Annotated in this window: 28 protein-coding genes; 20 read left to right on the plus strand and 8 right to left on the minus strand. The window is 59.6% G+C overall.

Going from position 1 to position 25,992, the window contains the following annotated elements; translation table 11 throughout:
• Positions 1-2: 2 nt before the first annotated feature.
• Positions 3-1,568, plus strand: coding sequence for a murein biosynthesis integral membrane protein MurJ (gene murJ, locus HZA03_06730; GenBank protein MBI5637643.1), 1,566 nt, complete (start codon positions 3-5; stop codon positions 1,566-1,568).
• Here the strand turns inward: murJ and HZA03_06735 are convergent.
• From HZA03_06735 to HZA03_06745, 3 genes are read right to left on the minus strand one after another with little or no spacing between them, the layout of a single operon-like run.
• On the minus strand, positions 1,525-2,826 hold the full coding sequence (locus HZA03_06735; GenBank protein MBI5637644.1) for a pseudouridine synthase: 1,302 nt from the start codon (positions 2,824-2,826) through the stop codon (positions 1,525-1,527). The two genes, murJ and HZA03_06735, sit on opposite strands and share 44 nt — an antisense overlap.
• On the minus strand, positions 2,813-3,532 hold the full coding sequence (gene scpB, locus HZA03_06740) for an SMC-Scp complex subunit ScpB (protein MBI5637645.1): 720 nt from the start codon (positions 3,530-3,532) through the stop codon (positions 2,813-2,815). The genes HZA03_06735 and scpB overlap by 14 nt, the downstream gene beginning before the upstream one ends.
• Positions 3,533-3,535: 3 nt before the next feature.
• A complete protein-coding gene (locus HZA03_06745; GenBank protein MBI5637646.1) occupies positions 3,536-4,561 on the minus strand; it encodes a segregation/condensation protein A in 1,026 nt (341 codons plus the stop codon).
• Between the two features lie 88 nt (positions 4,562-4,649).
• Between HZA03_06745 and HZA03_06750 the strand changes: the two genes are divergently transcribed.
• The 3 genes from HZA03_06750 to HZA03_06760 are packed head-to-tail and all read left to right on the plus strand — an operon-like array spanning position 4,650 to position 6,837.
• On the plus strand, positions 4,650-4,976 hold the full coding sequence (locus HZA03_06750; protein MBI5637647.1) for a hypothetical protein: 327 nt from the start codon (positions 4,650-4,652) through the stop codon (positions 4,974-4,976).
• Between the two features lie 39 nt (positions 4,977-5,015).
• Entirely contained in the window at positions 5,016-5,990 is a 975-nt protein-coding gene (locus HZA03_06755; GenBank protein MBI5637648.1) for an ABC transporter permease, read from the plus strand.
• Complete coding sequence (locus tag HZA03_06760; GenBank protein MBI5637649.1) at positions 5,983-6,837, plus strand: ABC transporter permease; 855 nt, start codon at positions 5,983-5,985, stop codon at positions 6,835-6,837. The genes HZA03_06755 and HZA03_06760 overlap by 8 nt, the downstream gene beginning before the upstream one ends.
• 81 nt (positions 6,838-6,918) lie before the next feature.
• Here HZA03_06760 and HZA03_06765 read toward each other — a convergent pair whose 3' ends face one another.
• Complete coding sequence (locus HZA03_06765; GenBank protein ID MBI5637650.1) at positions 6,919-8,694, minus strand: hypothetical protein; 1,776 nt, start codon at positions 8,692-8,694, stop codon at positions 6,919-6,921.
• Between the two features lie 441 nt (positions 8,695-9,135).
• Here HZA03_06765 and HZA03_06770 point away from each other — a divergent pair, with 441 nt between their 5' ends.
• From HZA03_06770 to HZA03_06800, 7 genes are all read left to right on the plus strand, one after another.
• Positions 9,136-9,591 carry a dTDP-4-dehydrorhamnose 3,5-epimerase family protein gene (locus tag HZA03_06770; protein ID MBI5637651.1) on the plus strand — a complete coding sequence of 152 codons (456 nt, stop codon included), beginning with the start codon at positions 9,136-9,138 and terminating at the stop codon, positions 9,589-9,591.
• A 1-nt stretch (position 9,592) separates the two neighbouring features.
• Positions 9,593-10,603, plus strand: a complete 1,011-nt coding sequence (gene rfbB, locus HZA03_06775; protein MBI5637652.1) for a dTDP-glucose 4,6-dehydratase — start codon at positions 9,593-9,595, stop codon at positions 10,601-10,603.
• Between the two features lie 4 nt (positions 10,604-10,607).
• A complete protein-coding gene (rfbD, locus tag HZA03_06780; GenBank protein MBI5637653.1) occupies positions 10,608-11,453 on the plus strand; it encodes a dTDP-4-dehydrorhamnose reductase in 846 nt (281 codons plus the stop codon).
• Positions 11,454-11,713: 260 nt separating this feature from the next.
• Positions 11,714-12,586 carry a glucose-1-phosphate thymidylyltransferase RfbA gene (gene rfbA / locus HZA03_06785; protein ID MBI5637654.1) on the plus strand — a complete coding sequence of 291 codons (873 nt, stop codon included), beginning with the start codon at positions 11,714-11,716 and terminating at the stop codon, positions 12,584-12,586.
• 335 nt (positions 12,587-12,921) lie between these two features.
• Positions 12,922-14,739, plus strand: coding sequence for a flagellar filament capping protein FliD (fliD, locus tag HZA03_06790; protein MBI5637655.1), 1,818 nt, complete (start codon positions 12,922-12,924; stop codon positions 14,737-14,739).
• A gap of 10 nt (positions 14,740-14,749) precedes the next feature.
• Positions 14,750-15,160, plus strand: coding sequence for a hypothetical protein (locus HZA03_06795; GenBank protein ID MBI5637656.1), 411 nt, complete (start codon positions 14,750-14,752; stop codon positions 15,158-15,160).
• Positions 15,157-15,411 (plus strand): hypothetical protein, encoded by a 255-nt coding sequence (locus HZA03_06800; protein ID MBI5637657.1) that lies wholly within the window; start codon positions 15,157-15,159, stop codon positions 15,409-15,411. The genes HZA03_06795 and HZA03_06800 overlap by 4 nt, the downstream gene beginning before the upstream one ends.
• 152 nt (positions 15,412-15,563) lie before the next feature.
• Here the strand turns inward: HZA03_06800 and HZA03_06805 are convergent, their stop codons facing one another.
• The 3 genes from HZA03_06805 to HZA03_06815 form a co-directional block, all read right to left on the minus strand.
• Positions 15,564-16,199 (minus strand): hypothetical protein, encoded by a 636-nt coding sequence (locus HZA03_06805; protein ID MBI5637658.1) that lies wholly within the window; start codon positions 16,197-16,199, stop codon positions 15,564-15,566.
• A gap of 6 nt (positions 16,200-16,205) precedes the next feature.
• Positions 16,206-16,403, minus strand: a complete 198-nt coding sequence (locus HZA03_06810) for a DUF542 domain-containing protein (protein ID MBI5637659.1) — start codon at positions 16,401-16,403, stop codon at positions 16,206-16,208.
• Between the two features lie 107 nt (positions 16,404-16,510).
• Positions 16,511-17,386, minus strand: coding sequence for an N-acetylneuraminate synthase family protein (locus HZA03_06815; GenBank protein MBI5637660.1), 876 nt, complete (start codon positions 17,384-17,386; stop codon positions 16,511-16,513).
• Between HZA03_06815 and msrB the strand changes: the two genes are divergently transcribed.
• The 5 genes from msrB (at position 17,352) to HZA03_06840 (ending at position 22,058) form a co-directional block, all read left to right on the plus strand.
• Positions 17,352-18,143: a peptide-methionine (R)-S-oxide reductase MsrB gene (gene msrB, locus HZA03_06820; protein ID MBI5637661.1), complete on the plus strand. Its 792-nt coding sequence runs from the start codon at positions 17,352-17,354 to the stop codon at positions 18,141-18,143. The two genes, HZA03_06815 and msrB, sit on opposite strands and share 35 nt — an antisense overlap.
• A gap of 5 nt (positions 18,144-18,148) precedes the next feature.
• Positions 18,149-18,784 carry a peptide-methionine (S)-S-oxide reductase MsrA gene (msrA, locus tag HZA03_06825; protein ID MBI5637662.1) on the plus strand — a complete coding sequence of 212 codons (636 nt, stop codon included), beginning with the start codon at positions 18,149-18,151 and terminating at the stop codon, positions 18,782-18,784.
• A gap of 182 nt (positions 18,785-18,966) precedes the next feature.
• On the plus strand, positions 18,967-20,385 hold the full coding sequence (locus HZA03_06830; GenBank protein MBI5637663.1) for a cyclic nucleotide-binding domain-containing protein: 1,419 nt from the start codon (positions 18,967-18,969) through the stop codon (positions 20,383-20,385).
• A 27-nt stretch (positions 20,386-20,412) separates the two neighbouring features.
• Positions 20,413-21,249 (plus strand): hypothetical protein, encoded by an 837-nt coding sequence (locus HZA03_06835; GenBank protein ID MBI5637664.1) that lies wholly within the window; start codon positions 20,413-20,415, stop codon positions 21,247-21,249.
• Complete coding sequence (locus HZA03_06840; GenBank protein ID MBI5637665.1) at positions 21,249-22,058, plus strand: cytochrome c3 family protein; 810 nt, start codon at positions 21,249-21,251, stop codon at positions 22,056-22,058. The genes HZA03_06835 and HZA03_06840 overlap by 1 nt, the downstream gene beginning before the upstream one ends.
• A 158-nt stretch (positions 22,059-22,216) precedes the next feature.
• Here the strand turns inward: HZA03_06840 and lysS are convergent, their stop codons facing one another.
• Positions 22,217-23,701, minus strand: coding sequence for a lysine--tRNA ligase (lysS, locus tag HZA03_06845; GenBank protein ID MBI5637666.1), 1,485 nt, complete (start codon positions 23,699-23,701; stop codon positions 22,217-22,219).
• Positions 23,702-23,848: 147 nt separating this feature from the next.
• Here lysS and HZA03_06850 point away from each other — a divergent pair, with 147 nt between their 5' ends.
• Genes HZA03_06850 through HZA03_06865 form a run of 4 tightly spaced genes read left to right on the plus strand, consistent with a single transcriptional unit; the run spans position 23,849 to position 25,955 of the window.
• A complete protein-coding gene (locus HZA03_06850; protein MBI5637667.1) occupies positions 23,849-24,190 on the plus strand; it encodes a hypothetical protein in 342 nt (113 codons plus the stop codon).
• A gap of 24 nt (positions 24,191-24,214) precedes the next feature.
• Entirely contained in the window at positions 24,215-24,622 is a 408-nt protein-coding gene (locus HZA03_06855) for a hypothetical protein (GenBank protein ID MBI5637668.1), read from the plus strand.
• Complete coding sequence (locus HZA03_06860) at positions 24,619-25,671, plus strand: hypothetical protein (GenBank protein ID MBI5637669.1); 1,053 nt, start codon at positions 24,619-24,621, stop codon at positions 25,669-25,671. The genes HZA03_06855 and HZA03_06860 overlap by 4 nt, the downstream gene beginning before the upstream one ends.
• Entirely contained in the window at positions 25,668-25,955 is a 288-nt protein-coding gene (locus HZA03_06865; GenBank protein ID MBI5637670.1) for an EscU/YscU/HrcU family type III secretion system export apparatus switch protein, read from the plus strand. The genes HZA03_06860 and HZA03_06865 overlap by 4 nt, the downstream gene beginning before the upstream one ends.
• Positions 25,956-25,992: the final 37 nt, after the last annotated feature.

Consider the following 25,992-nt stretch of genomic DNA (forward strand, 5'->3'; position numbering starts at 1 on the left):
CCGTGATGGAGCACAAGCCGAAAATCTCGATATTCCGCGCCGCTTCCACCGTTGCGCTGTTCACGCTCCTGAGCCGCGTTTTCGGCTTCGTGCGTGACATGGTGGTGGCGAATTACTTCGGCACGAAGTCGATGGCGGACGCCTTTTTCATCGCGTTCCGCATTCCCAATATGCTGCGCCAGCTCACCGCCGAAGGGGCGCTTTCGGCCGCCTTCGTGCCGCTGTTCGCCAAGACCGCCGTTGATGACCGGGAAAAGGCGTTCCGTTTCGCCAACAACCTGCTGGTGACGTTGAGCATCTTTCTCACCGCCATTACCGTGGCCGCCATTATTTTCACGCCGCTGCTGCTCAAAGGCATCGCCGTGGGGTTCACGGACGAGCCGGAAAAATTCCAGCTCACGGTGCATCTCACCCGGCTGCTGTTCCCCTATCTCATTTTAATCTCCCTGGCGGCGGTGTTCATGGGGATGCTCAATACCATGCACCATTTTTCCTCGCCCGCCGCGTCGCCGGTGATGCTCAACATCGCCATCATCCTCGCGGCCGTGTTTTTGCGCGATGCGTTTTCCCTGCCGGTGTATTCGCTGGTGGTGGGGGTGCTGGTTGGGGGATTCTTGCAGCTTGCCATCCAGATTCCGTTTGCCATCAAAGAGGGATGGGTTTTTAAATGGGTGTTCGATCCCGGACACGAGTTGATCAAGCGGATCGTCCTGCTCACCATTCCCGCCACGTTCGGCATCGCGGTGGCGGAGATCAACCTCTTTGTCGATACGATGCTCGCTTCGCTGCTGAGCGAGGGGTCGGTTTCGTACCTCTATTACGCCCAGCGGCTGGTGCAGTTCCCGATGGGGGTCTTTGGCGTGGCGATGAGCACCGCGCTGCTCCCCGCGCTGTCGGTGCAGAGCGGCAAGCACCAAATCGGCCAGATGATCGAAACCATCTCGAAATCGTACCGCGCCACGATGTTCCTCATCGTTCCGTCGATGGTGGGGCTTTTCGTGCTGCGTGAGCCGATCGTGCAGCTTATCTACGAGCGTGGCGAGTTCACCCATATTTCCACACAGCAGACCGCCTTTACGCTCGCCTTCTTCTGCGTGGGGCTTTTGGGTTTTTCCGGCGTGAAGATTTTCGTTTCCGCGTTTTACGCCATGGGGGATACCAAAACCCCGGTAAAAATAGCGGCCGCGACGATGCTTCTCAATATCGTTTTCAACCTCATCCTGATGAAGCCGCTGCAGGCGGGGGGGTTGGCCCTCGCGACGTCATTGAGTTCCACCATCAATATGCTCACGCTGGTCTGGCTGCTGCGCAAGCGGCTGGGAGGGCTGGACGGCCCGCGCATCTGGAACTCGTTCGGACGTATAGGCGCGGCATCGCTGGCGATGGGGGCGGCGGTTTGGCTGGCGTGGGGCGTTCTTTTCGGCGGCGGTTACACGGTTGGCGGTTTGACCGCCATGCTGTTGCTGGCGGTGGCGGTGTATTTGGGGGCCGCCGCGTTGCTGAAGCTGGAAGAGATCGGTTACGTCACCGCCGCTTTGCGCCGGAAGATCTCGGCGAAAAAGGTCTAGCCGGTTTCCGGTTAGGCCCCGGCCCGCGTCCCTCAGATGGCCTGTCACGCCCTGCGGATTCCCTGCGGGGCGGCGCGAACGGTCTGCCGCGCTCAGCGGCATCCCTGCGGGGCGGCGCGAACGGCCTATCACGGCTTGCGTCATCCCTGCGGGGCGGTGCGAACGGTCTGCCGCGCTCTGCGGATTCCCTACGGGGCGGCGCGAACGGCCTATCACGGCTTGCGTCATCCCTGCGGGGAGGCGCGAACGGTCTGCCGCGCTCAGCGGCATCTCTCCGGGGCGGCGCGAACGGTCTGCCGCGCTCTGCCGAATCCCTGCGGGGCGGCGCGAACGGCCTATCCCGCTCTGGGGGGCTGTAAGGGCGGGTTTCAAACCCGCCCCTACGGGGCGGCGCAAACGGTCTATCCCGCTCTGCGGCATCCCTGCGGGGCGGCGCGAATGGTCTATTACGGCCCGCAAAATCCTTTCGGGGGGGTGTTTTTCGTTCCGGCGCCGCTTTGTGTTGCTCAAGCGGAATGAATTTCGGTTTCGGTTTGGCCTTCGCGGCGGCCAGCAGCGCTTTCACTTCATCCCTGTCCAGATGGCGGTAGTCGCCCAATCCCAGGTTTCCCAGCTTTAGCGGGCCGTAGGCCACACGCGCCAGTTTCGCCACCGGATGTCCCAACGCCTGGCAGAGTATTTTAATAATGAGGTTTTTTCCCTCGGTCAGTTCCACCATCAGAACGCTGTTTTTTCCGGTGACATGGTCAACGCGCACGTTGTGGAAACGGTATTTTTCCCCTTCGATGGTGATTCCGCCGATCATTTTTTTTATCGTTTCGGGAGCCACCACGCCGCGCACTTTGGCCATGTATGTTTTCACCACGCCGTGCGACGGGTGCGAGAGCTTTTGCGAGAAATCGCCGTCGTTGGTGAGCAACAGCAGGCCGGTGGTGTTGTAATCGAGGCGGCCGATGGGGAATACCCGCTTCGCCATTTCTTCCGCCACCAGATCGATGACCGTTTTGCGTCCGCGGTCGTCGGCGCAGGAACAGATGACCCCGGCCGGCTTGTTCATTATCAGGTAGAATTTGCCCTGCGGCTCGATGCGTGCGCCGTCGCAGACGATGACGTCCTTGTCCGGGTCGGCCCTGGAGCCAAGCTCGGTTACCACCTCGCCGTTCACGGTGACGCGGCCTTCGGTCATGGCCTCTTCGGCTTTGCGCCGGGAGAAAAGCCCGGCATTGGCCAGGATTTTTTGAAGTCTAATTTTTTCCATCGGAGTCGTCCTCATCGGAAACGGTTTTCTCCGCTTTTTCGGTTTTCATTTCATCGGCTTCGGCGTCTTCGCCGTCGATAATCGCGTCGTAATCCTCTTCCGCCGGCTCCGGTTCCCCCTCAAACTCTTCATCGGCGATTGCGCCCTGGGGCGGGTTGAATTGCAGCGCTTCCTGCAGCACGGCCGCTTCGTCGCCGGGGAGGTCTCTAAGCGTGGGGAGGTCGGTGAGTTTCACCAGCCCGAAATATTCCAGGAACTTTTTGGTGGTGCCGAACGTGACCGGCCTGCCGGCCACCTTCTTGCGGCCAAACGCCTTGAGCAGGTTGCGGTCCAGCAGCGTTTTGATGACGCCGGAACAATCGACGCCCCGTATATCCTCTATCTCCTGCCGGGTGATCGGCTGGCGGTAGGCGATGATGGAGAGGGTTTCCAGCGCCGCCTGCGAAAGCTTGGTGCTGTGGTTAAGCTTGTGAAAACGCTTCACCACCTCGCCCAGTTCCGGCCGCGTGCGGAACTGGAACCCCTCGGCGATTTCCACCACCTGTATGCCGCGTCCCCCGTAGCGGGCGTCGAGTTCTTTCAGCAGTTCCCGGATTTCATCCACGCTGAAATGTTCGAGGACTTTATGGAAATCCTCCAGCGTCACCGGCGCATCGGCGACAAAGAGAATCGCCTCCAGCGCTTTAAAAGCGGCTTCCCGTTCCAAATCCTACTCCTTTCTTCCGTCCGCCGGGGTATCCGGTTCGGCGTCGGTGTGGGTCTGTTTTTCGCCCTCGGCGCCTGGCGCGCCGGATTCGGTTTCTTCCAGTTCGGCGGCCAAAGCCGTTTCAACGGCGTTGAGCGCCGCGTCGGTGTCATTATCCGCGGCGGTTGCCGGGGCGGCGCCATCCGCGTCTTCCCCGTCTTCGGCGGCGGGGAGGTCTTCTTCCTTAAATGCGTATGCGGACGGCTTGGGGAGCGTTTCGGAATCCCATGATTCCTCCGCCGGCGTTTCTTCGATGTCCGCCTCTTCGTTCTCCTCGATGCGGTGGAGCCATATCTGTCCCAGCGGCCCGTCCTGGATGGCGCGGATGAGCTGCTGCTTCATCAGCTCCAGCACGGAGAGGAACGTGCCGACGATCTCCATGCGCGACCGGGCGTTCGCAAAGACCTCTTCAAACATGAGGCGCGGTTTCCCCTCCAGCAGTTCCATGATCTCGGTCATCCGCTCGGTGACGGAGATGTCTTCCAGCGTCACCTCGTACAGATGGGGCATGGCGACGTTCTTCAGGATTTTGCGGAAGGCGCCCAAAAGCTGGAATACCGATACTTCCCGCAGATAGTCGGGGTCTTCAAGATTCAGTTCCATCACGGTGCCGCGGGCGAAGCTGCTCGATTGATTCACTTCACGTTCGCGCAGCGAAGCGGCCACTTCCTTGTATTTTTTGTATTCCACCAGTTTGCGCACCAGTTCCTCGCGGGGGTCCACGCCCGATTCGTCGTCCGGATTTTCCAGGGCGGGGGGCGAGGGGAGCAGCATGCGCGATTTGATGTAGATAAGCGTGGCGGCCATCACGAGGAATTCCCCGGCGATATCCATATTAAGCTGTTTCATCATCTCCATGTATTCGAAGTACTGCTGGGTGATGCGGAAAATGGGGATATCGTATATGTTCAGCTCTTCCTCTTTAATGAGGTGGAGCAGGAGGTCCAAGGGACCCTCGAAGACTTCCAGTTTTACTTTATATTCCGACATGGTTTTCAGGTTTTCCTAAGTGGGGAATTATACACTTTTAAAACCGGACATGTTAGGATAAATCCGGTTTATAGGAGAATTGTTGGATATGGAAGGCTTTGATTTCAGTTCGTTTCTCAATACGTTCGATTTTGCCGCCCTGATGCGGTTTTTCCAGGCCGGTCAATATATGCAGGTATTGCAAAATCCGGTCGTGTTGGGGGTGGGGGGGGTGCTGCTGTTGCTTATCGCCATTCCGAAAACCCGCGAGTTCGGCACCATGCTTGCCGGCTATGGGGCGGTGGGGCTGATCTACGGCGTCGGGGGCATTGTGCTGAAAAACTCGGTTATCTCCCAGCCCGGCCCGTTTATCCTCATGGCCATTCTCGCTTTTGGCGCGGTCGGCTGGTTTATCTGGAACAATATCTTAAACTGACCGCCAACCGCACCAGGGGAAGGACGCGCCCGCAGCCCAATGACCTCCTATTTTGCCCGTAAACTGGTTACGCTGGTTCCCACCTTGCTGGGGATCACGCTCATCACCTTTCTGGTCATCCATCTGGCGCCGGGCGAGCCGACCGACCGGATGATCGAGCTTAACCCGAAGATTTCCGCGCAGTCCAAACAGAAACTGCGCGAAATGTACCATCTCGACAAGCCGTTGCACGTGCAGTACTGGCTCTGGTTCAAGCGGTTCGCCGTGCTCGATTTCGGCAATTCCTTTTCCGCCGACAGCCGCCCCGTGCTGGATAAAATAAAGGAACGCCTGCCGATAACCATTTTGATTAACGCCGCTTCAATGGCGGTCATTTTCATCATCGCCATACCACTGGGGGTGATGAGCGCCGCCCGCCGGGGAAGTTCGTTCGACCGGTGGAGTTCCTTTTTCGTTTTCTTCACGTTTTCCATGCCGGCCTTCTGGCTGGCGCTGTTGCTGATGATGTTGTTCGGCATTCAGCTTGGGTGGCTGCCGGTTTCGGGCATCCGCTCGCTTGATTACCAGACGTTTTCCGCGCTGGGGCGGGCGTGGGATTACGCGCGCCACTTGGCTCTGCCGGTGCTCATTTCCTCGCTTACGTCGCTTGCCTATCTATCGCGGTTTGTCCGCCAGAGCATGCTGGAGGTGGTGCGGATGGACTACATCACCACCGCCAAGGCCAAGGGATGCGATGAAAACAGCGTCATTTACCGCCACGCGCTACGCAACGCGCTGTTGCCGATAGTCACCATTCTCGGCCTGAGCCTGCCGGGGCTGATCGGCGGTTCGGTGATATTCGAGACCATTTTCGCCATTCCCGGCATGGGGCAGCTTTTTTATGAATCGGTGATGATGCGCGACTATCCGCTGGTGATGGGTATCCTGATTATCGGCGCGGGACTCACGCTGGCGGGCAACATGCTGGCGGATTTCTGCTATGCGCTGGTCGATCCGAGGATACGCTATGAGTGAACAAAAAAAAGGGGGGTATTGGAGCGTCGTCTTCCGGCGGCTGCTTAAAAACGCCTTTGGCATGGCGGGGCTGGTCATCGTGTTGTTCCTTTTCACGGTGGCGCTGGCCGCGCCTTTGCTGGCTCCGCACGATCCTTCGCACCTGGATACCACCAATATCCTCGCGGCCCCCGATGCCATGCACTGGCTTGGCACCGACGAGTTGGGGCGCGATGTGTTATCCCGCATGATACATGGCGCGCGGATTTCGTTGATGGTCGGTTTCATCGCCATCGGCATCGCCACGGTGATCGGCGTGGTGCTGGGGGCGGTCGCCGGTTATTACGGCGGCGCGGTGGACGAGGCGGTGATGCGTTTCGTCGATGTGATGCTCACCATCCCGACCTTTTTTCTAATCCTCGCCGTGATCGCCTTTCTTGAACCCGATATTGTCAACGTAATGATCGTTATCGGCGTCACCGGCTGGATGAGCGTGGCCCGGCTGGTGCGGGCGGAGTTCCTTTCCCTCAAGGAGCAGGATTTCGTGGTGGCCGCGCGCTCCATCGGCCAGCGCGATGCCCGCATCATCTTCCGCCATATTCTGCCAAACGCGATGGCTCCGGTTCTGGTCTCGGCCACCTTGGGAGTGGCGGGGGCCATTTTGACCGAATCGATGCTTTCGTTCCTGGGGATAGGCGTACAGCCCCCCACGCCGAGCTGGGGGAGCATCCTCACCGAAGGGAAAAACTATATAGAGTTTGCCTGGTGGCTGTCGGTATTCCCCGGCCTTGCCATACTGGTGACGGTGCTGGGATATAACCTGCTGGGCGAAGCGTTGCGCGATTCGCTCGACACCCGCCTGAACTAAAGAGCGATAGGGTATTTTCCGGCATCATCATGGGAAAAAGAACGGGGGCCTTGTTGCAAAGGCCCCCGGCGTTGCGAAAGATCAGCGTTTCCCGGCGTGTTTTGGCGCGAAGCCGAATGTGCCGCTATGCCACGGGTTGAGATTTGTGTCGGGCGCCAATATGTCCACCGTTTTGTCGGCGTTCACCCGCATATCGCGCACGCGGAACCAACCGCCCAAGGCAGTGCTATCCCCGGATGCGGCTGTGTAAGAGGCGGCATACGGCCCGTACGCGTTGCTTGCCAACTGCAAGGAGACCGCGTTGGTGGTATCGGCCGGGCAATTGTAATTGTTCATTGAGATGACGTAGTAGCCCACGGGCAGTTTTAATGCGATGAAGTGTTCCAGCCCGCCGGATTTATCGTCGGTCCACCCGCCGTTGATGTCCAGCCCCACGTCGCAGATGCCATCGGCATCTGCATCCACCGCCTGTTCAAAGGCGAAGTTGGTGGGGCTTGTGCATCCGCTCGAATGCCAGTCGACAACCCATGCTCCCGCGCTGGCGGCCGTCGGCGCGACGGTGTTATAGAAGTTCACATGCAGATCGGTGTAGCAGGTGGCCAGCGATCCCTTTGTCGCGCCCTCCTTCGACATCGAGGTCACGGTCATCGTGGAGGCGACAATCCCGGTGGTGCTGGCGCCGGAGTTTATTGGCGGTGCCGCTATATCGGTGTTCGGATCGGCGAAGGGGCACTGATTGCCCATATCGTATGGGCTGGCGTAGGCCGCGCTGGCCGTGCCATCGCTTACCGTCACAGTGCCGTCGCTGTTAAACGTGACGCTGGTTGTGGTGTTGACCGTGATATTCCCGGCAGTTGTTTTGCTGGTGGCGTTCACGAATGTAATAGGCGTCGTGGTGGCAACGGCCACCGTCATTGCTTTGCACGCGGTGGCGGGGGCGTATACGACGGACACCGTGCCGCTGGGGGAGAGCGTCGTATTAGTCCCGTCGTCGGCGCTGTCCACCTTGAAGTCCTTGAAGTATACGGTGATGGAATGCGGAACGGCCGCGTCGGTCCACGTTTCGGCGAATTTGCCATTGAGGGTGGAGGATAGCGCCGAGGTATTGCTCCAGACAGTGGTGCTTGTGAAGTTGGTGAAGGTCATGCTGTAGGTGTTTATGTTCATATAGTCGATGAGGTTGATGGCGCCGGTGCCTTGCATCACGTAGGTGTAGGTCACGGGGGCGGCGCCGCTGGAACTCAAGGTATCGGTAAGCGTCAGGCTCATATCCATCTTCAACACTTCAACGTTGTAGTTGCCCGAGAATGCTTTGATGGTGAATGTGGAGGTTGAATTGCCCCCGAACGTCATGGTGATATTGGCGGAGGTTGCCGATGTTGACACGGTTACGACGCCATCGTACATGTTGCCGTTTTCTTTGCAGTTGGTGAAGGTTACGGTAAAGCTGGTGGTTGAAACGGCGGCGCCAATGTAGTTGCCGCCGTCGGTGCATGCTGTCAGGGGGGCGACGGCCTTGGCGCCGGCTTTTGCCGACATGCGGGCTTTTTCAATAGCGCCTTTCATCATCGGGGAGTTGCCCATTTTGCCGGTAAGCGCCACGGTCATATCCAGCCCCTTGTCGCCGCTGGGAATGGAGGTCGACTTGAATTTTGGCGCCGCCACGCCCGATCCCGCCGCCGACATCGTGGAAATGTTCAGGAATGTGGTGGTGGTGCCGGTGCTGGTGGTTACGGTGGATACGCCGGCGGCGGAGTTTTGGGCGGCTGTGCCGCCAACGGGCGTTAAGCTATCGGCTTTTAGGCCGCACGCCGCAAGAAATACCGCCATGACAACCGCGAGCAACGCTTTTTTCATAAAATACCCCCTGCTGAAAAGCACCCTTCCCACAAGCTATATATTATCCGAACATTGGAACGTCTGGGCGCCCAATATTTTCCTCACAATCGGCCCGGCGGGCCGATGGTTGCCGTGTTGCGGCAATCGGCGGCAGTAGCCTACAGGCCATTTACACTGCGCGCCGAGGCGCTTGTGTGAAAAAGACGGAACAGTCCTGCGGACTGTCCGCTTTTTTCCGCCGCGGAGTAAAATCGTTCCGCGGCTCCCTGATTGCCTACCCTGCCGAGGCAAAGAGTAAGAAGAAAAGAGAGCTTTGATGGTATTGCTGGGTCCCCGCCTTCGCGGGGATGACAAGATTAATGAACCGCCACATTTGCCGCGCTGCCAAACCCCCTATTGTTGTATGATTCCAGCTATGGGCGTTCAAGGGGAGCGCCCCTTGACGGATTGGGAGGTACGGTGATTTATCAGGTCAATACCAAGCAGCTGAAGATGGTGCCGGACGAGCGGGGGCGGCTCATGGAAATCCTCCGGTGCGACGATCCTTTCTACCAGAAATTCGGCCAGGCCTACGTTACTTTCGTCTATCCCGGCGTGGTCAAGGCGTGGCATTTTCACAAAGTGCAGACCGACCACTTCGCCTGCCTGAAGGGGATGATAAAGCTGGTGCTGTACGACGGCCGCCCCGGCAGCCCCACCAAAGGCGAGATAAACCAGTTCTTCATCGGTGAGCACAACAACCTGCTGGTGAGCATTCCGCCCCATATCCAGCACGGCTTCAAGGGCATCTCCGAGACCGAAGCGATGGTGCTCAACATCCCGACCGAGCCGTACAACGCCACGGAGCCGGACGAATTCCGGCTGGACGCGCACGACCCCTCCATTCCCTACGAATGGGCGCGCAAGGACGGCTGACGTGAAACTGCTGGTCACCGGCGGCGCCGGGTTCATCGGGTCGAACTTCGTCCGCTATTTCATGGGGCGGCACGAAAGCGCCGTGGTGACGCTGGACGCGCTCACCTACGCCGGAAACCTCGCCAACCTGGAACCCGTCCTCAAAAACCACCGCCACACGTTCATCAAGGGGGATATTTGCGACCCGGCGGCGGTTGACATGGCGATGGCGGGGGCCGACGCGGTGGTTCATTTTGCGGCCGAATCGCACGTCGACCGGAGCATTGAAAACGCCGGCGTTTTTCTTCAGACCAACGTGCTGGGCACCGGCGTTCTGCTGGAGGCGGCGCGGCGGCACAACATAAGCAAATTCGTGCACGTTTCCACCGATGAAGTATACGGCTCCATCGCGGAGGGGTATTTTACCGAGGCGAGCAACCTGCACCCCAACTCGCCGTACGCCGCCAGCAAGGCATCGTCCGATCTTTTGGCGCTTTCGTATCACGCCACGTTCGGCCTGCCGGTCGTTGTCACCCGCTGCTCCAATAATTTCGGGCCGTACCAGTTCCCCGAAAAGCTGATACCGCTCTTCATCACCAACGCGCTGGAGGATAAGCCGCTGCCGATCTACGGCGACGGCCTCTATGTGCGCGACTGGATTTATGTGGACGACCATTGCGCCGCCGTGGAGAAGGTTCTCTTCGCGGGCAAGGAAGGGGAGGTCTACAACATCGGCGGGACGAAAGACCGCACCAACCTCTCCATTACCGACCTCATTCTGCAAAAGCTGGGCAAGCCGCAGAGCCTCAAGAAGAATGTGCAGGACCGCCCCGGCCACGACCGGCGCTACGCCATCGACAGCGCGAAGATCGAGGCGGAGCTTGGCTGGAAGCCGGCCTTCCATTTCGACGAGGCGATGGAAAAGACCATCGCGTGGTACCTCAAAAACCGGGGATGGTGGGGCGCGATCAAAAGCGGCGAGTACCGCGCCTACTACGAAAAGCATTACACCCGCCGCCTCGCGGAATCGTAAACCGGTGCGGATCGCGGTGACCGGCGCGGCGGGGGGGCTGGGCGTCTCGTTGATGGCGCTGCTTTCCGGGCGCGAAAATACCGAAGCGCTCCCCATTACGCGCAAAGAGGCCGATCTGGCCGACACCGCCGCCGTGAAAGAGGCCATCCGCCGCCTCAAGCCCGGCGTGGTGGTGCATTGCGCCGCGCTGACCGCCGTCGACCGGTGCGAATCGGCCAAAGACCTTGCGTGGCAAATCAACGTGGAGGGAACCCGCGCCGTGGCGGATGCCGCGCGCGGCGTGGGGGCGCGCCTTGTTTACGTATCCACCGATTATGTTTTCGACGGCGCGAAGAACGGCCCCTATGCGCCGGACGACGCGCCGCATCCGCTCAACGTCTACGGCGTCACCAAACGGGAAGGGGAGAAGATCGCCCTCGATACCCCCGGCGGATTGGTGGTGCGCTCTTCGTGGCTCTTCTCGCGCGGGGGGAAAAGCTTCGTCCGCACCGTGCTGGATCTGGCGGCCAAACAGCCCGAAATAAAAATGGTGAACGACCAGGTTGGCGCGCCGACGTACAGCAAAGACCTCGCCGCCGCGATACTGCTCTGCATCGAAAAAAACGCCGCGGGCATTTTGCATGTGGCAAACGCCGGGGCATGCACATGGTACGAATACGCGAAAAAGATTTTGGCGCTCAAGGGGGTTTCCGGCGTGGCGGTGGCGCCGATCACCAGCGATGAGCTGGGCCGCCCCGCGCGCCGCCCGAAAAACAGCCGGCTTGATTGCTCGGCTTACGCGGCGCTGGCCGGCCGCCCGTTGCGCCCGTGGGACGAGGCGCTCGAAGAGATGCTCGAAACGCTGAGGTAAATTGGAGATGTATGGGCCAGATTAATAAAGAAATTATTAGGGATGGATCGTACACTTATTGATGCCTTTATGAATAATGTCCTATCAGGAAATCCTGCAAAAGATGTCATGCCCGTGCAGACGGGCATCCAGAGCCTGGATTCCCGCCTTCGCGGGAATGACAATTCGTTTCGTGCGGACATTGACCATGCAGGTATCAATAGTTATTTGATAGTGACATTCAGGTTGGTAGAATGATTGCGAATGAAGGGGGGCGGACGATGAAGGGTATCATTCTCGCGGGGGGAACCGGGTCGCGGCTTTATCCCGCCACGCAGGTCATCAGCAAGCAGTTACTGCCGATTTACAACAAGCCGATGATCTACTATCCGCTCTCCACGCTGATGCTGGCGGGGATACGCGAAGTGCTGGTCATCTCCACTCCCGCCGACTTGCCGCAGTACCGCGCGTTGCTGGGGGATGGCTCCCGGTTCGGCCTCGCCATCTCATACGCCGAGCAGCCCCGTCCCGAGGGATTGGCGCAGGCGTTCATCATCGGCGAGGGGTTTTTGGCCGGCGGCCCGGCGGCGCTTATTTTGGGCGACAACGTTTTCTACGGTCATGGTTTTGGCGAACAGGTGAAAAAGGCGAAAGAGGAAAACCGCGGCGCCACCGTTTTCGGCTATTACGTGAAGAACCCGCAACGCTACGGCGTGGTGGAATTCGGCGATGGCGGCAAAGTGCTCTCCATCGAGGAAAAGCCCGAGAAGCCGAAAAGCAACTACGCGGTGGTCGGCCTCTATTTCTACGATAAGGATGTGGCCGACATCGCGCGCGAAATAAAGCCGAGTCCGCGCGGCGAACTGGAGATCACCGACTTGCACGCCGCCTATCTCAAACGGGGGCGGCTGAAGGTGGAACTGATGGGGCGCGGCGTGGCATGGCTCGATACCGGCACGCACGAATCGCTGCTGATGGCGAGCAACTTCATCGAGGCTATTGAGCAGCGGCAGGGGCTGATGGTCGCCTGCCTGGAGGAGATCGCCTACACGCAGAAGTATATCGACGCCGATGCCGTGCTGCGGCAGGCGGCCCGCTACAAAAATACCGATTACGGCAAATACCTCGAAGCACTCGTCAAACAGGGCTTGTAAAAGGCGGCGCGAAAAAAAATGCGCCTGCAACAGCCGTTAATACAGCGCGCTAGCCGTCATTTTAAAAAAATAAAAGATTCTTTGTAAAGATTTAAGTTTTCCTTCCGATACCACAAATAGAGATGGTGCGGCGTAAATCGGCGCCGCCTCTTTTTTGGGAGCGTTGCGGGCGGGGTGCCTATGTACGCCCTATTAGGTTATCGGAGTGCAACACTTTAACTTGAGCGCAAAAAGAACGATAACCGGCTGATTTAGCTTTGAGTTGTTGGTGAAGCGGTACCGAACCTCCGCATTTACGTTATCGGTGGGGAAAAGTTTAACTTGAGGTTTTTGTTATGGGGCTGAGCGTTATCACCTCGTCGCAAAGCCAGGGCTATTACAGTCTGGCTCCGGCCACTCCGGCGCGGCAGGGGGTTATCCCCTCGGCCGGCCAAGCCTCCGTGCAGGGAAGCCTCACCCTTACCGGCGGCGAAAAAGCGGTGACGCAGCAGTTTTGGTCCGCCCGCCGCAACGTGCCGGGGGTGGATATGACGCTGAACAGTCCGCTCAACGCGCTCAACGTGCAGGACGTAGCCGCCACGCTGGAGGGGGGGCGGCACGGCACCGCGTTTGACTACAAACTTCAGTTCGGCAGCCGCTTTCTCGCCGAGCAGGGGCGGCAGTTGGGCAACATTTATTCCACACTGCTTACGTTGCGCGCCAATGCCGGCGGCATCCAGAACTCCGCCGCGTACAACATCAAAAAAGCGCAAAGCCCGGATAGCGCCGTTGTATCCGCCGCGGCGGGGCAAAACGCCCCCGTCGGCGGCTACGCCGTGACGGTTACCCGGCTGGCGCGGCGGGAGCAACTTGCTTCCACCCCGGCAACCGATCCCGGCGCCGCGTTGGGGCTTTCCGGCACGTTCAAGCTGAACGGCTGGCAGAGCGCGGTTGCCCCGTCCGACAGCCTTATCAGCATCCGCGACAAGATCAACCACGGTGAAGATGCCAACCACAACGGAAAGCTGGATTACCCGGCCGACGTAAACGGCGACGGCACGCTGCAAACCTTCACCGCCCCCGGCACGTGGGACGGGCGGCAATACATCCCTTCGTTTTATCTGGATGAAAATCTGGTGGGGCAGGGGAGCCTTTCCCCCGATGAGGACACCAACGGCAACAGGCGGCTTGACGGCGTTCCGGCGCAGACCGGCGTGTTTGCCACCGTGGCCGGGGGGCAGTTGGTGCTGGAAAGCATGAACGGCGGCAATATCGATTTGCGGATGGAAGACCCGAACAGAATACTGGAGGCCATCGGCATCATCGCCCGCAACCCGGAAAACAACGCCACCGCGCCGAATTTTCTCAACGCGCAATCGGCGCCGCCGCGGACCTCCGAGTTTTCGGTGAACGGCCACTCCAACACCGCCGCGTCCAATGTCGTCACCAACGGCGTGGGGGGACTCACGCTCACCCTGAACGGCACGGGGAGCGCCACCGTGAACGTGACCGCCGATCCCGCCGCCGCGCTCACCCCCATCACGGCCTTTAGCGACAGTTTTAATCAGGCGCTCGATCTGCTCAATACGGCCATCTACTCGGGCGGCGCTCTGGCCGAAAACACGCGCTTGCAGGATATTTATACCGATACGGTCCGGTCTTTTCTCACGCCGCCCCCCGATCCGGTGGGCGGCTTCGGCTCGGTGGCCGATGTGGGCGTCGGGGTGCAAAACGAACCGCCCCGGATCGCGCAGCTTGCGCTGGATCAATTGCCGGCCATGCAAGACCGCGGTTCCCTGCCCGGCACGGGGCCGCAATCGATGCTTTCCGAAACGCGGCATGTGAACGTGAGCGGCCGGGACGATTTCAAAATAACGCTGGATGCCGCGGCGATGGGCAAAGAACTGGCGCGCAACAACAGCGGCGTGAAAGAGATCATGGCGCTGGGCGCCGGCCGCCTGCAACAAAAGCTGGACCGCCATTTGCAGCCCGAATACGGTACAATCAGGCTGCAACAGGAGGTTATGGCCTACTATGCAAGCAACCAGCGGATGGTGGAGAACCTGATGGCCCAAAGCGCGCAGGTACCCGCCACCGAGCTTAAAATTCAACGGCAAAACCTGTTGTTCACATCGCTTGCCGGACAAAAAAACAGCTTTAGCGCCGTGGGGTAGGGGACGGGGTATGGACAGGGAACTGGAATCGCTTCTGGAAAAACAGCGGCGGCTCTTCGCCGCGCTGCTGGCGCTGGCCCGCAAACAGTGCAATGCCATCCGCGCGGAGATACCGGAGGAGCAGCTCGCCGCGTTGCTGGCAGACCGTGGCCGGCTGCTGCAACAATCCGCCGCGGTGGATGACCGCCTGCGCGCCCTGGCCGGGGGAATAACGCCGGAGAGCGAGCCGCGCATCGCCGAGTTACAGGAAATGTTGCGGGAAATTCTGGAGCTGGACGCCGAGAGCGGCCGCCTGCTGCAAAACCGCAAGGGGGGCATCGTGGATCAGTTGGAAGCGATGAACCGGTCAGCCGCCGCGCTGAAAGGATATGGCGATAAAAAGGACGGCGGCCAAGGGCGCTTCGTCAGCAGGAAGGGGTGAGCGGGATGATCGGCGGCGTGGGACCGGTCAATGCGGCGCGGCAGGCGACCCGCCTGTACGATACGCAGAAAGTCTACGGCGAACGGCTGAAAACCTACGCCTCCGCCCAGCCCGTGGTGCAGGGGCAGACCGATGCGGTCAGCATCAGCCGCGCCGCTTCGACGAGCTTTGTGCTTCACCGCGCCGTGGCGGAAGAGGCGCTACCGCTGGCCTATGGCAACCCGCGTGTGGATAACAACCGCAAGCGGTAATCCTCCGCGTTTCCTGTCATCCTGAACGCAGTGAAGGAACTCTTTCCGGAAAGGGATTCTTCGCTACGCTCAGAATGACAAAACCCGCTTATCATTCTTCCCGTATTTTCTTTTTGTGCTCTTCGTGCCATTCGTGGTTGTTCTTGCCGGGGTCAGACGCGCGTTATGGTGAAAACGCCGGGGTGTTCCTCCAGCAGGAGTTTCCGGTTCTTTCCCTGCCAATAGAGATAAAATTTTTCCCGCTCCTGTGCGGTGGCGGTTCCCCGCACAACCTTGGGCATGTATTGCGCCCCTTCTTCTTCAGCGGCGGTCAGGGGCAAGGCTCCGGGGTTTGCCACCGCTTCCACCGCCGCGCCCGTATCGGTCCGCTTATAGCGTACGGTTATTCCCTCAAGGTCCCTGCCGTCATCGAGGAAAACAAACCTGTCGGCACGGACGTATCTGCCGCCCAGTCCGTGAAAGCCGGTCTCCGTGGCGGCGCCGGTGAGGAACTGGATCACCTGCCCAATCGGTCCGTTCGCCCCTTGGTCGCGCTCGCCGTAGTAGACGACGTCAATCTCTCCCCGCACGGGAATCGCGTCGCCGTACAGCGCTTTCAGCGCCAGTTTGGTCATTTGAAAGGCCGACGACACGGAGGCGCAGGCATGGCCGGCCGCCTTTATGCAATCGGTGTAATGGTAATAGATGGGGGCGTCATCCGCCACGGCCCCCAGTACGGCGGCCAGCGGATCGCGCATCGCGATGGGCGCGACGTCGGCGTAAAAGTCCTGTTTCCATTTTGTGTGCATAGCTTCCTACTTTTTGCTTTCAGTCACAGTGTTGAGTTCCACCAGCAGTTGGCGCACGTCGGCCCCCGCGACGGCGGCCGCGGCCGCGATGCTTTGCGCGCCGCCGCAGCACGAATCCACTTTGTGCTTGTTGAACACCTTCATCGTTCCGGGGTGGAGCTTGATTACTTCGTTTATGGTCATGTTTTCCGTTATTGCCGGCATGGCGGTTTCCTTTATGCGTGTTTGTTCAGTACCGTTCACCGCAGTTTATTGCCGCGCCGCCGTTACGCATATGACTTTTGTAATGCCGCCGCCGGTTGCTGGGGAGGTCAGGCGAGGTCGGCGGGGGTGATCGGGTCTTGTTCGTTCACGTCGCGCGCGAGTTTTTTGCCGATCACGCCGTCCCATTCAGCCACGGAAATCCCGCGCACGGGGCGCAGCGCTATCAGCATATCGGGGGTTATGGTTTCTCCCGCGCGCAGGGCGCGGCCGGCGAAAAGGCCGCGGCGGAAGTTGGCGCGGTTTTCGGCTTCGTTTTTGGAAAGGACTTTCTCGCCGTTCCCCTGCATCGCGCGGAGGGAACGGCAGTAGAGCGCGAGTTCTTCCAGTTCGTCCGGTTCGATGGAGATGGCGTGATCCGAAAAGGGGAAAATCTTCGCCATTTTCCGGTCCATCGTGAAATGCCGCTCGATCACCGCGGCTCCCATCGCCGCCGCCGCGAACGAGGCGTGCAGCCCTTCGCTGTGGTCGCTCAATCCCACCGGCGCGTCAAAACGCTCCGCCAGCGTCCGCATGACGTTGAGGTTCATCTGCCTGATGTTCGTCGGATAGTCCGACACACAGTGCAGCAGTATCAGCTGTTCGTTTCCTTCGCCGCGGACGGCCCGCACCGCCGCGTCCACCTCTTCCATGTCGGCCATCCCGGTGGCGAGTATCACCGGCTTTCCTTTTTTCGCGACGTGCCGCAGCAACGGCAGGTTGTTGCAGTCCATCGACGCGATTTTGAAGGCGGGCGCCCCCATCTGGTCGAGGAAATCGGCTGTGGCGGTGTCGAACGCGGCGCTGAAAAGCCTTGCGCCGGTTTTTTGCGCGAAGGCGAAGAGTTCTTCATGTTGCTCGAAACTGAACGAAAGGCGGCGGATGTTGTCGTGGTAGGGGAGGTCGGATTTCATGAAGTTTTCGGGCTGGAACGACTGGAGCTTCACCAGCGCGGCTCCGGCGCGGCGGGCCGAATCGATCATCCGCTTGGCGTGTTCCAGGTCGCCGTTGTGGTTTATGCCGATCTCGGCGATCACCAGCGGCGGCGCGTCCCCGCCGGCGGGAAGTCCCCCGATACTAATTGGGCGCATGGAGGGATTATACCACCGCTTTCACGGGAATGGGGAAAATTGCCGTCGCCGGCCTCAACACGCGGTTCCGCCATCCGCCCTCCAGGCGTATAATGATGTCATGAAACGGCGGTATCCCGGAATTATATCCGTATTGATTGGAGTAACGGCGATTATGGCTGACGCGGCGGATTATAAGGCTCCATCGAAAGAGCGGTTACGCTCCATCCTCACGGCGGAGCAGTACCATGTAACGCAGGAGAACGGCACCGAGCGCCCCTTCGCCAACGCCTACTGGGATAACAAAGGGGATGGCATATATGTGGACATCGTCTCCGGCGAGCCGCTCTTCAGCAGCCGCGACAAGTACGATTCCGGCACCGGTTGGCCCAGCTTTTCCCGGCCGCTGGAAAAAGAAAACATCGTCGAACGGCTCGATAAGGGCATTTTTGGCGCCCGCACGGAGATACGCAGCAAGCATGGCAACAGCCACCTCGGCCATGTATTTGAAGACGGCCCGTCACCGACCGGCCAGCGCTACTGCATGAACTCCGCCGCGCTCCGCTTCATCCCGGCGGCCAACATGGAAAAGGAAGGGTACGGAGCGTACCTGAAACTCTTTGGGCGTAAGTGACGGCAATGAAAGTAACGGCTGTTTTCGCCGCGTGCCTTGTGCTGGTTTTTGCCGGCGCGGGTTTTGCGGCGGGTAAAGGAGAACCTCGCATGGAGCAGGCAACTTTTGCGGGGGGCTGTTTCTGGTGCATGGAGCCGCCATTCGAGAAAACGGCGGGCGTGACGGAAGTTATCAGCGGATACACCGGCGGGCACAAGGCGAATCCCACCTATGAAGAGGTTTCATCCGGCACGACCGGCCACCTTGAAGCGGTGCGGGTGACATACGACCCCGCGAAGGTGACGTATGAAGCGCTGCTGGAAATCTTTTGGCGCAACATCGATCCGACCAATCCCATCGGCCAGTTCGCCGACCACGGAGAGCAATACAAGCCGGCCATTTTCCACCACAACGACGCGCAAAGGCGCCTTGCCGAGGAATCCAAAAAGCGGTTGCAGGCATCGGGCCGCTTCAAAAAGCCGATAGTGGTGGAGATACGGAAGGCGGCGGAGTTCTACCCCGCCGAAGAGTATCACCAGGATTTTTACAAGAAAAGCGCCGAGCGCTACAAGCGGTACCGCATCGGCTCCGGCCGTGAGCGTTTCCTCAACGAAACGTGGAGCGGCGAAGAGGTTCCGAACGCCTCCCCCGGCAAGAAGTAAGGCTCCGCCCCGGCGGCCACCGGCAAGCGGCGGTAATGGCTTGCGATAACCGGGCAATTTACCTATAGTTTAACGATGGATGCGTTGGTGGAAAAAGTCACGCGGACAACCGCCGCGGCAATACGCCCCGGAGCAATCGTTTTTTTCCGCCGCCGCCTTGCGCGCGGACGATCGGCGTGGCCATGTCCCGCGATCTGATACCCCGCATCGCCGGAATACCCCTGTTTGACGGGCTTGACCCCGATCAGGTGTTTGCCGCCCTCCATGAAGTCAAAATCGTGGATTACAAGGCCGGCGGTTTTATTTGCCGCCAGGGTGAATACGAGGAAGCGTGCAGCATCATCCTTGAAGGCTCCGCCTCGGTTCTTCTTCCCGATATGGGCGCGGGGGCGCCGAAACGGATTCCCGTCAACGCCGGCGAAATCTTCGGGGAGATTGCCGCCATGTCGGGCACGCCGCGCACGGCGGACGTTGTGGCCGAGACCGACGTGAAGCTGCTGCGCATTTCGCGCGATGACATTTTCAGCGTCATCGACAAATTCCAGGCGGTCAAGGAACGGTTGGATGCCATATACCTCCAGCGCGCGCTCAGCACCCATCTTTCCAAAGTGCCGATTTTCGCCCCCCTCCCGGAAGAAATGATAGGGAAAATCCGCGGCGCGGCCACGCTGCAAACGTTCCGGCAGAACGAGGTTATTTTCAGCGAGGGGGACGAGGTGGACGCCTTCTACCTGATCCGGTACGGCTTCGTCAAAGTATCGCGGCGCGACGCCAGGATGGGGGAGCGGGTGCTTGCCTACCTGAATGAAGGCAGCTACTTCGGCGAGATGGCGCTGATGGAAAAGGGAAAAAGAACCGCCACCATATCGGCCCTTAACCGCGCCGAAGTGATCAAGATAGCCAAGGCCGATTTCGACCATATCCTCGAAATGAACGAGCCGGTGCGGGCGGCTTTCGAGATGGTGATACGGAAGCGGCGCGAGCGCAACGAGCAGATCGGCGCCAGCGGCGTCATGGCCCGCAAGCTTTCCGCCATGACCGAAGGGGGGTTGATCCAGTCCAAGGCGCTCCTCCTTATGGACCTCACCAAATGCGTTCAGTGCGATAGCTGCGTGAAGGCGTGCGCCGCGCTGCACGGGGGGGATTCCCGCCTGATACGCAAAGGGATGAAGCTCAACGATTATATCCTGCTTCCCACGTCGTGCCGGAATTGCGCGGACCCGGTCTGCATGTCGAGTTGCCCCACCGGCGCCATCAAGAGAAACCTGCAGGGGGAGATTTACCACGAGGATTATTGCATCGGCTGCGGCGGCTGCGCGCGGCTCTGCCCGCACGGGAACATTGCCGTGGTGATCCGGCAGGACGGGAATGCGCGGCGAAGCCCGTGGACCCATCTTCTCGGCCCGCTGGGGCGGTTTAAGCGTGCCGCGCCGGCCGGGGAGGCCGGCCCGGACGGCGTGCCGCGCGTAAAGAGGCAAGCGGTGAAATGCGATCTCTGCAAGGATTATGAATTCATGGGGTGCGTGTATAACTGTCCCACCGGCGCGGCGCGCCATGTGAATCCGACCGAATATTTCCTCGATTTCAAGGCGATCACATGAGGCCGGCGGTGATTGCGGGAGGGTGTTATGGAAACTGAACTCCTAAAGCATAAGCTCGATCTTCAGATCATCCGGGGGCGGTGGCCCCTTGTCTTCACGGCGGCCGCCGCGCTTTTGCTGGCGTGGTACTGGATATATGCCGGCCGCGCGTTGCCGCGGGGCGGCACGTTCTCCGGCATGGCGTTCGGCATTTTGGCGTTTCTCACCATTGTGTTTTTGATGGCGTACAAGGTGCGCAAGCACATTTACCATGTCCGCCTTGGTCCCACGAGTTCCTGGCTCACGGCCCATGTCTATCTGGGGGTGGTCGCCGGGGTATTGGTGTTCATGCATATGGGGTTCCACCTGTCCGGCGGCTTCGGCGGCGTCATGTTCGCCCTCTTCGCGTTCACCGTGGCGGGCGGCGCGGCCGGTTCCCTTATTTTCAAGCTCACGCCGATCTCCCTTATGAAGGACGGCAGGGAGATGATGACGCGGGACATGCTGCGGGAGAAAATCGCCAAATGCCTTCACGATGCCGATAGCGATTTGCAATCGGCGTCGGAGCAGTTTAAAAAACTGTACCGGGAAGAGATACGGCCGTTCCTCGAATTGCGGCGGATACCCTGGAGCTACCTCTTGAAGGAGGAGCGAACGCTGATCCGGCAGCGGCGGCGCGCGCTGGAATCGCTGATGCCCCGGGTTTCCAACGATGAAAAGTACCATCTCAGGCTGTTGCAGCTTGTGGTGGTGGAAAAAGAGCGCTTCACCATGCGCCTGGTAAAGCTTGAGCTTTTCGATTTCTGGCTCTGGTTCCATCTGCCGGTGTCGTTCGTTGTTTTCGTGATGATCCTGTTTCATGTATTTATGGTGTCGTACTACTGATGGGCAACAACACTATCCGGTTTGTCGCGTCCGTGTTCCTGGCGCTGCTGACGTTGGCGGGGCTGGTGTTGGTGAAAAGCGGCGACGTCCGCCGGTTTATGGGCGGCGGCCTCTCGCTCAAGCACCAGGCGCTGGCCACCGATTGTACGGTGTGCCACACGCCGTGGCGCAACGTGAGCGATGATAAATGCAAGAAGTGCCATGACCGGGCGGGATCGCACCTTGCGCCGTCGGCGGAGGAGGATAAACGGAAGGCCGTGGAAGGGGTGGTCTGCATGGATTGCCATGTCGAGCACAAAGGGCCGGACATCCGCGTGTCCTTCCCCGGCTCGGTGATGTGCGGTTCTTGCCACGATCATGCCGTCCACCCGGAAATAAAAAAGCGGCCCATCATGAAGAAGCCGGAGCCGAACAGGGCCTTTCCCCACAGCATCCACAAGGACCGGGCTCCCTCGATGAAGATGGAAAAATGCGGCGATTGCCACATCGATACGGACGGGAAGGGGACGCTTGGGTACAATGCGGCGCAGCTTAACGCCGGCAACTGCCGCCCGTGCCACTACGGAAACGCCGAGCTGGGCGAGAACGCCGTGCCGGTTCATTACGTCAACAAAGCGGTTTTCAAGCACGCCCGGCATGGCGGTTTCGATTGCCTCCGGTGCCACAAGGATATTTTGAATATTCCCGAGTTGAGCGAAGAGAACCTCCCCTCGGTGGCGAAGTGCATGGAGTGCCACAACGCGCGGACGGGAACCACCTGCGTCAAGTGCCACGGTTTCCATCTCGTGGCGGTGAAGAAGAAGGGATAAGCCCGGGGGGCGGGCAATTTTCGCTGTCCGCTTAAGTGTGCGTCATCCGGTCTCTTTTTCGGTGGGTACACAATTTATTGTGTACATCGGCCCGTGGGCCGACCTGCTTGGCGCGGGCGCGCCAATGGGCGAATGAATTCGCCCCTGCCTGGCCGGAGCTACTTCGGCAGGTTTTTCAACTGCGGGAACAATATGACTTCGCGGATGGAATCCTGGCCCGTCAGCAGCATCGTCAGCCGGTCGATGCCTATCCCTTCGCCGGCGGTGGGGGGCATTCCGTATTCCAGCGCCGTCACATAGTCTTCGTCCATCGATTGCGCTTCCATGTCGCCGCTTTCCTTCATAGCCACTTGGCCCATGAAGCGGTTGTGCTGGTCTTCCGCGTCGTTCAGCTCGGTATAGGCGTTGGCGATCTCCTTGCACCCGATGTAGAACTCGAAGCGCTCGGTCAGCGCCGGATTATCTTCCTTCTTTTTCGCCAGCGGGGAAAGCTCCACCGGGTAGTCGTAGATGAAAGTCGGCTGCACCAGCTTTGGCTCCACCGCCACCTCGAAAAGCTTTTCCAGCACCTTCGCCCCCTTGTCGGCCTTGTCGGTATGCACTTCTTTTTGGCGGAGCCACTCTTTCCCTTTTTCCCAATTATGGATGACGTCCGCCGGCACGCCGCCGATTCTCCCTATCGCTTCGTAGAAGGGGAAACGCGCGTACTTGCCCGAAAGCTCGATGTCGTGCCCCATCCACTTGAGCGATGTGGCGCTGCGGACTTCCAGCGCGAGTTTGTTCAGCAGGTCCTCGGTGAGGTCCATCAGGTCGTGGTAATCGGCGTAGGCCATATAGAACTCCAGCATGGTGAACTCGGGGTTGTGCATGGTGGAGATGCCTTCGTTGCGGAAGTTCCGGTTGATCTCGTACACCCTGTCGTAGCCGCCGACGATGAGCCGCTTGAGGTATAGTTCCGGCGCCACGCGCAGGAACAGCTTCATGTCCAGCGCGTTGTGATGCGTTTCGAAGGGGCGGGCGTTCGCGCCGCCCGGTATCGATTGCATCATCGGGGTTTCCACTTCCAGAAAGCCGCGCTCGTCGAGGTAGCGGCGGATGGCGCTGATGGTCTTGGCCCGTTTCACGAATATGTCCTTCACCTCTTCGTTGGAGATGAGGTCGACATACCGCTGGCGGTAACGGGTTTCCACGTTGGTGAGTCCGTGCCACTTTTCCGGCAGCGGTTGCAGGCTCTTGGCCAGCAGGGTGATCTTTTCCGCCTTGACGCTCAGCTCGTTGGTGCGCGTGTAGAAGGCGGTTCCTTCCACGGCGGCGATGTCGCCGATGTCGAATTTTTTAAAGGCTTCCAGCCCCGCTTCGCCGAGGCCGTTCTTGCCCGCCATGATCTGGATTTTCGCGGTACCGTCGCGCAGGTCGGCGAAGATGGTTTTTCCCATGTCGCGTATGGTCATCAGGCGTCCCGCCACCGAGGTGCGGAAGGGGGCGGACTCCAGTTCTTCTTTCGTTTTGGCTTCACAGGCGGTGCGCACCTGACCTATGCGGTGCTGCGGCTTGTAGCGGTTCACATACGGGGTGGGGCCGTTTTTGCGCATTTCGGCCAGTTTGTCCCGCCGTATTTTTACCTGCTCGTTATCCTCAACCATTCATGTTTCTCCATAATAATCCGATACGTAGATGCATGGGTTCCAAGTATAGCCTATTTTGAACCTTGGGCCGGAGGGGAAAACTTGACCCCCGGCGGGCGATTACCGTACACTATATTTATTAAGGGATGTTAAGGAGATTGTGCGATGCAATCGGTAGGCCTTCAGACGGTTTTGCAAATGAGCAACGTCGGGGAGCGTGTACACCAAAATGCCCTTACCCACGGTGCGGTTGTTTCCGAGCAGTTCAAGGATATCATCGAAAAGCAGAACGAGGCGAAGAAGACCGAGGTGCAGGAGATCAGCCAATCGGCCATCGTTGAGATTCGTCCGGACGATGAACGCGGCCGCCGGCAGCGGCAGGAACAGGAACGCCAAGCGCAGGGTAAGGCCGTAACGAAAGAGGAACATGCCGAACAAGCAGCTCCGGCCAAGCCGTTGCCCGTGGACGCCGTCCCCCAAGGGCGTCTGCTCAACATCAAGGTCTAATATCCCCGCATCGCGGTGGGGCCTATGAACTGGATGCTCTTCCAGCTCATCTTCGATATTATTCTTTTCGCGTTCATCATCTACGTCGTCATGCTTGTCGCGCGGCGGAAGCAATCCACGCCGGACGAATTGCGCCAACTTTTAGCCGAATTCAACAACGCCGTTGAACGCGGCGAGGCGGCCGCCCGCGAATTGGATCGCCAGATACAGGCGCGGCGCGCCATGCCGGTGGGGGATGTCCCCGGCCAAAAAGAAGCCGCCGCGCCGGAGGGGTTTAATCCAGCCGCCAGCGAGAGTAAGATGGCGGAAGACAAGCGCAAGGTGGCGGCGTTGCGCAAGCACGGGCTGGCGGCGGACGAAATAAGCCGCCGGCTGGCGCTGCCGCTTGCCGAAGTGGAGCTTATCATGGCGATGCTTGAAGGCGGCGAATGATAAATCAGTTGGAAAATGTCCCGGCTCTTTTCAAGGCGTTGTTCCAGCCGCGGAGTCCGGGATTCGAGACCCGCTTCACGCAGGGCGAAACGCTGCAGGGCCATGTCGTGAAAAATCTTTCGCCCACCACCGCCATTGTCCGCCTGCGCGGGCTGGAGATGGCCGCCAACACCCCAAAGCCGCTGGCCGAGGGGCAGCGGATCATGGTGAAGGTGGAGCAGCTTAAGCCGCAGTTCATTGTTTCGCTCCTGCCGTTCGATGCCCCCGTCAAGGAAAAGACCGCCGCCTTGCTGCGGATGTATCTCTCTTCCGCCGCGCCGGCGGGCGCGACGCTGGACGAGCTGCTGGCGCTGGTGAAGGATATGCCCCCCGCCGCGTGGCGCGGCACCGGCCTCGAAAAGATGCTTGATACCATCGCCAAGTCGGCCAAAAAACCGGAGGCGGATAAAAACGTTTTCCAGCTTATGGGGCTTTTCCATGAAAGCGAAGTGGCGCACGGGCAAAAAGGGGAGAACCTGAAAAAAGCGCTGATGCTGGCGCGGCAGAACCTGGAGAAACTGGTGGAGAAACACCCGGCGCAGTACCGCGAGGCGCTCAAGAAGGTGAACGACGCCCTGGGAAACATCGAACTGCGGCAACTCATCAACAGCCAGGAGAACAAAGAGGTGAAAAGCTGGCAGTTCCCGTATTGGAACGGCGAACAGCTTGATACCGCGCGGCTGTATGTGGAGCGGGACGAGCAGGGGAACAAACGGACGAAGAACGAGGAAACGGTGCGTCTGACGATGCTGTTGCGGATGAGCCGCCTGGGGGACTTGCGCGTGGAGGTGCTGGCGTTCAAGGGGCGCATCGAGGGCACCATTTACGCGCAGACCGACGGAGCGGTGATGGAGATGGAAAAGCACCTGCACGAGGTGGAAGAAATCCTCGGCGCCGCCGGTTTCATCGCCAACATGAACGCCGAAAAAGCGAGCCTGGAGTTCATCACCCGGCAGATAGAGCCGGATAACACGCTTCCCCCGAAGAGCCTGTTGGATTTGCGGGCGTGACCGTGAAAAAAGAAAAGCCGAAAAAAGCGGTCGCCCTCAAATACGAGAAGGAGAAGGATCGCGCACCGCGGGTCGCCGCCAAGGGGCGCGGCGAGGTGGCGAAGCGGATCATGGAGATCGCCAAAGAGCACAACATCCCGATCCGCGAAGACGCCGACCTGGTGGAAGTGCTTTCAAAGCTCGACCTTGAAGAGGAAATACCGCCGCATCTCTACCGCGTGATCGCCGAAGTGCTGTCGTTCATCTACCGAATAAATTCCGGCAACTCCAGCGCGAAACCGTAACTCCGGCACGGCAGCGGAGATAAAAAAAGGGGGCCGG

The sequence above is a fragment of the Nitrospinota bacterium genome (assembly GCA_016217735.1).
Taxonomy (GTDB): Bacteria; Nitrospinota_A; UBA7883; order JACRGQ01; family JACRGQ01; genus JACRGQ01.

Bases quoted from the DNA above. Each gene is read 5' to 3' on its own strand.
- HZA03_06735 (MBI5637644.1), bottom strand. From the start codon at position 2,826: ATGGAAAAAATTAGACTTCAAAAAATCCTGGCCAATGCCGGGCTTTTC.
- HZA03_06745 (MBI5637646.1), bottom strand. From the start codon at position 4,561: ATGTCGGAATATAAAGTAAAACTGGAAGTCTTCGAGGGTCCCTTGGAC.
- HZA03_06750 (MBI5637647.1), top strand. From the start codon at position 4,650: ATGGAAGGCTTTGATTTCAGTTCGTTTCTCAATACGTTCGATTTTGCC.
- HZA03_06755 (MBI5637648.1), top strand. From the start codon at position 5,016: ATGACCTCCTATTTTGCCCGTAAACTGGTTACGCTGGTTCCCACCTTG.
- HZA03_06760 (MBI5637649.1), top strand. From the start codon at position 5,983: ATGAGTGAACAAAAAAAAGGGGGGTATTGGAGCGTCGTCTTCCGGCGG.
- HZA03_06765 (MBI5637650.1), bottom strand. From the start codon at position 8,694: ATGAAAAAAGCGTTGCTCGCGGTTGTCATGGCGGTATTTCTTGCGGCG.
- rfbA (MBI5637654.1), top strand. From the start codon at position 11,714: ATGAAGGGTATCATTCTCGCGGGGGGAACCGGGTCGCGGCTTTATCCC.
- fliD (MBI5637655.1), top strand. From the start codon at position 12,922: ATGGGGCTGAGCGTTATCACCTCGTCGCAAAGCCAGGGCTATTACAGT.
- HZA03_06795 (MBI5637656.1), top strand. From the start codon at position 14,750: ATGGACAGGGAACTGGAATCGCTTCTGGAAAAACAGCGGCGGCTCTTC.
- HZA03_06805 (MBI5637658.1), bottom strand. From the start codon at position 16,199: ATGCACACAAAATGGAAACAGGACTTTTACGCCGACGTCGCGCCCATC.
- HZA03_06810 (MBI5637659.1), bottom strand. From the start codon at position 16,403: ATGCCGGCAATAACGGAAAACATGACCATAAACGAAGTAATCAAGCTC.
- msrB (MBI5637661.1), top strand. From the start codon at position 17,352: ATGAAGTTTTCGGGCTGGAACGACTGGAGCTTCACCAGCGCGGCTCCG.
- msrA (MBI5637662.1), top strand. From the start codon at position 18,149: ATGAAAGTAACGGCTGTTTTCGCCGCGTGCCTTGTGCTGGTTTTTGCC.
- HZA03_06830 (MBI5637663.1), top strand. From the start codon at position 18,967: ATGTCCCGCGATCTGATACCCCGCATCGCCGGAATACCCCTGTTTGAC.
- HZA03_06835 (MBI5637664.1), top strand. From the start codon at position 20,413: ATGGAAACTGAACTCCTAAAGCATAAGCTCGATCTTCAGATCATCCGG.
- HZA03_06840 (MBI5637665.1), top strand. From the start codon at position 21,249: ATGGGCAACAACACTATCCGGTTTGTCGCGTCCGTGTTCCTGGCGCTG.
- lysS (MBI5637666.1), bottom strand. From the start codon at position 23,701: ATGGTTGAGGATAACGAGCAGGTAAAAATACGGCGGGACAAACTGGCC.
- HZA03_06850 (MBI5637667.1), top strand. From the start codon at position 23,849: ATGCAATCGGTAGGCCTTCAGACGGTTTTGCAAATGAGCAACGTCGGG.
- HZA03_06855 (MBI5637668.1), top strand. From the start codon at position 24,215: ATGAACTGGATGCTCTTCCAGCTCATCTTCGATATTATTCTTTTCGCG.
- HZA03_06860 (MBI5637669.1), top strand. From the start codon at position 24,619: ATGATAAATCAGTTGGAAAATGTCCCGGCTCTTTTCAAGGCGTTGTTC.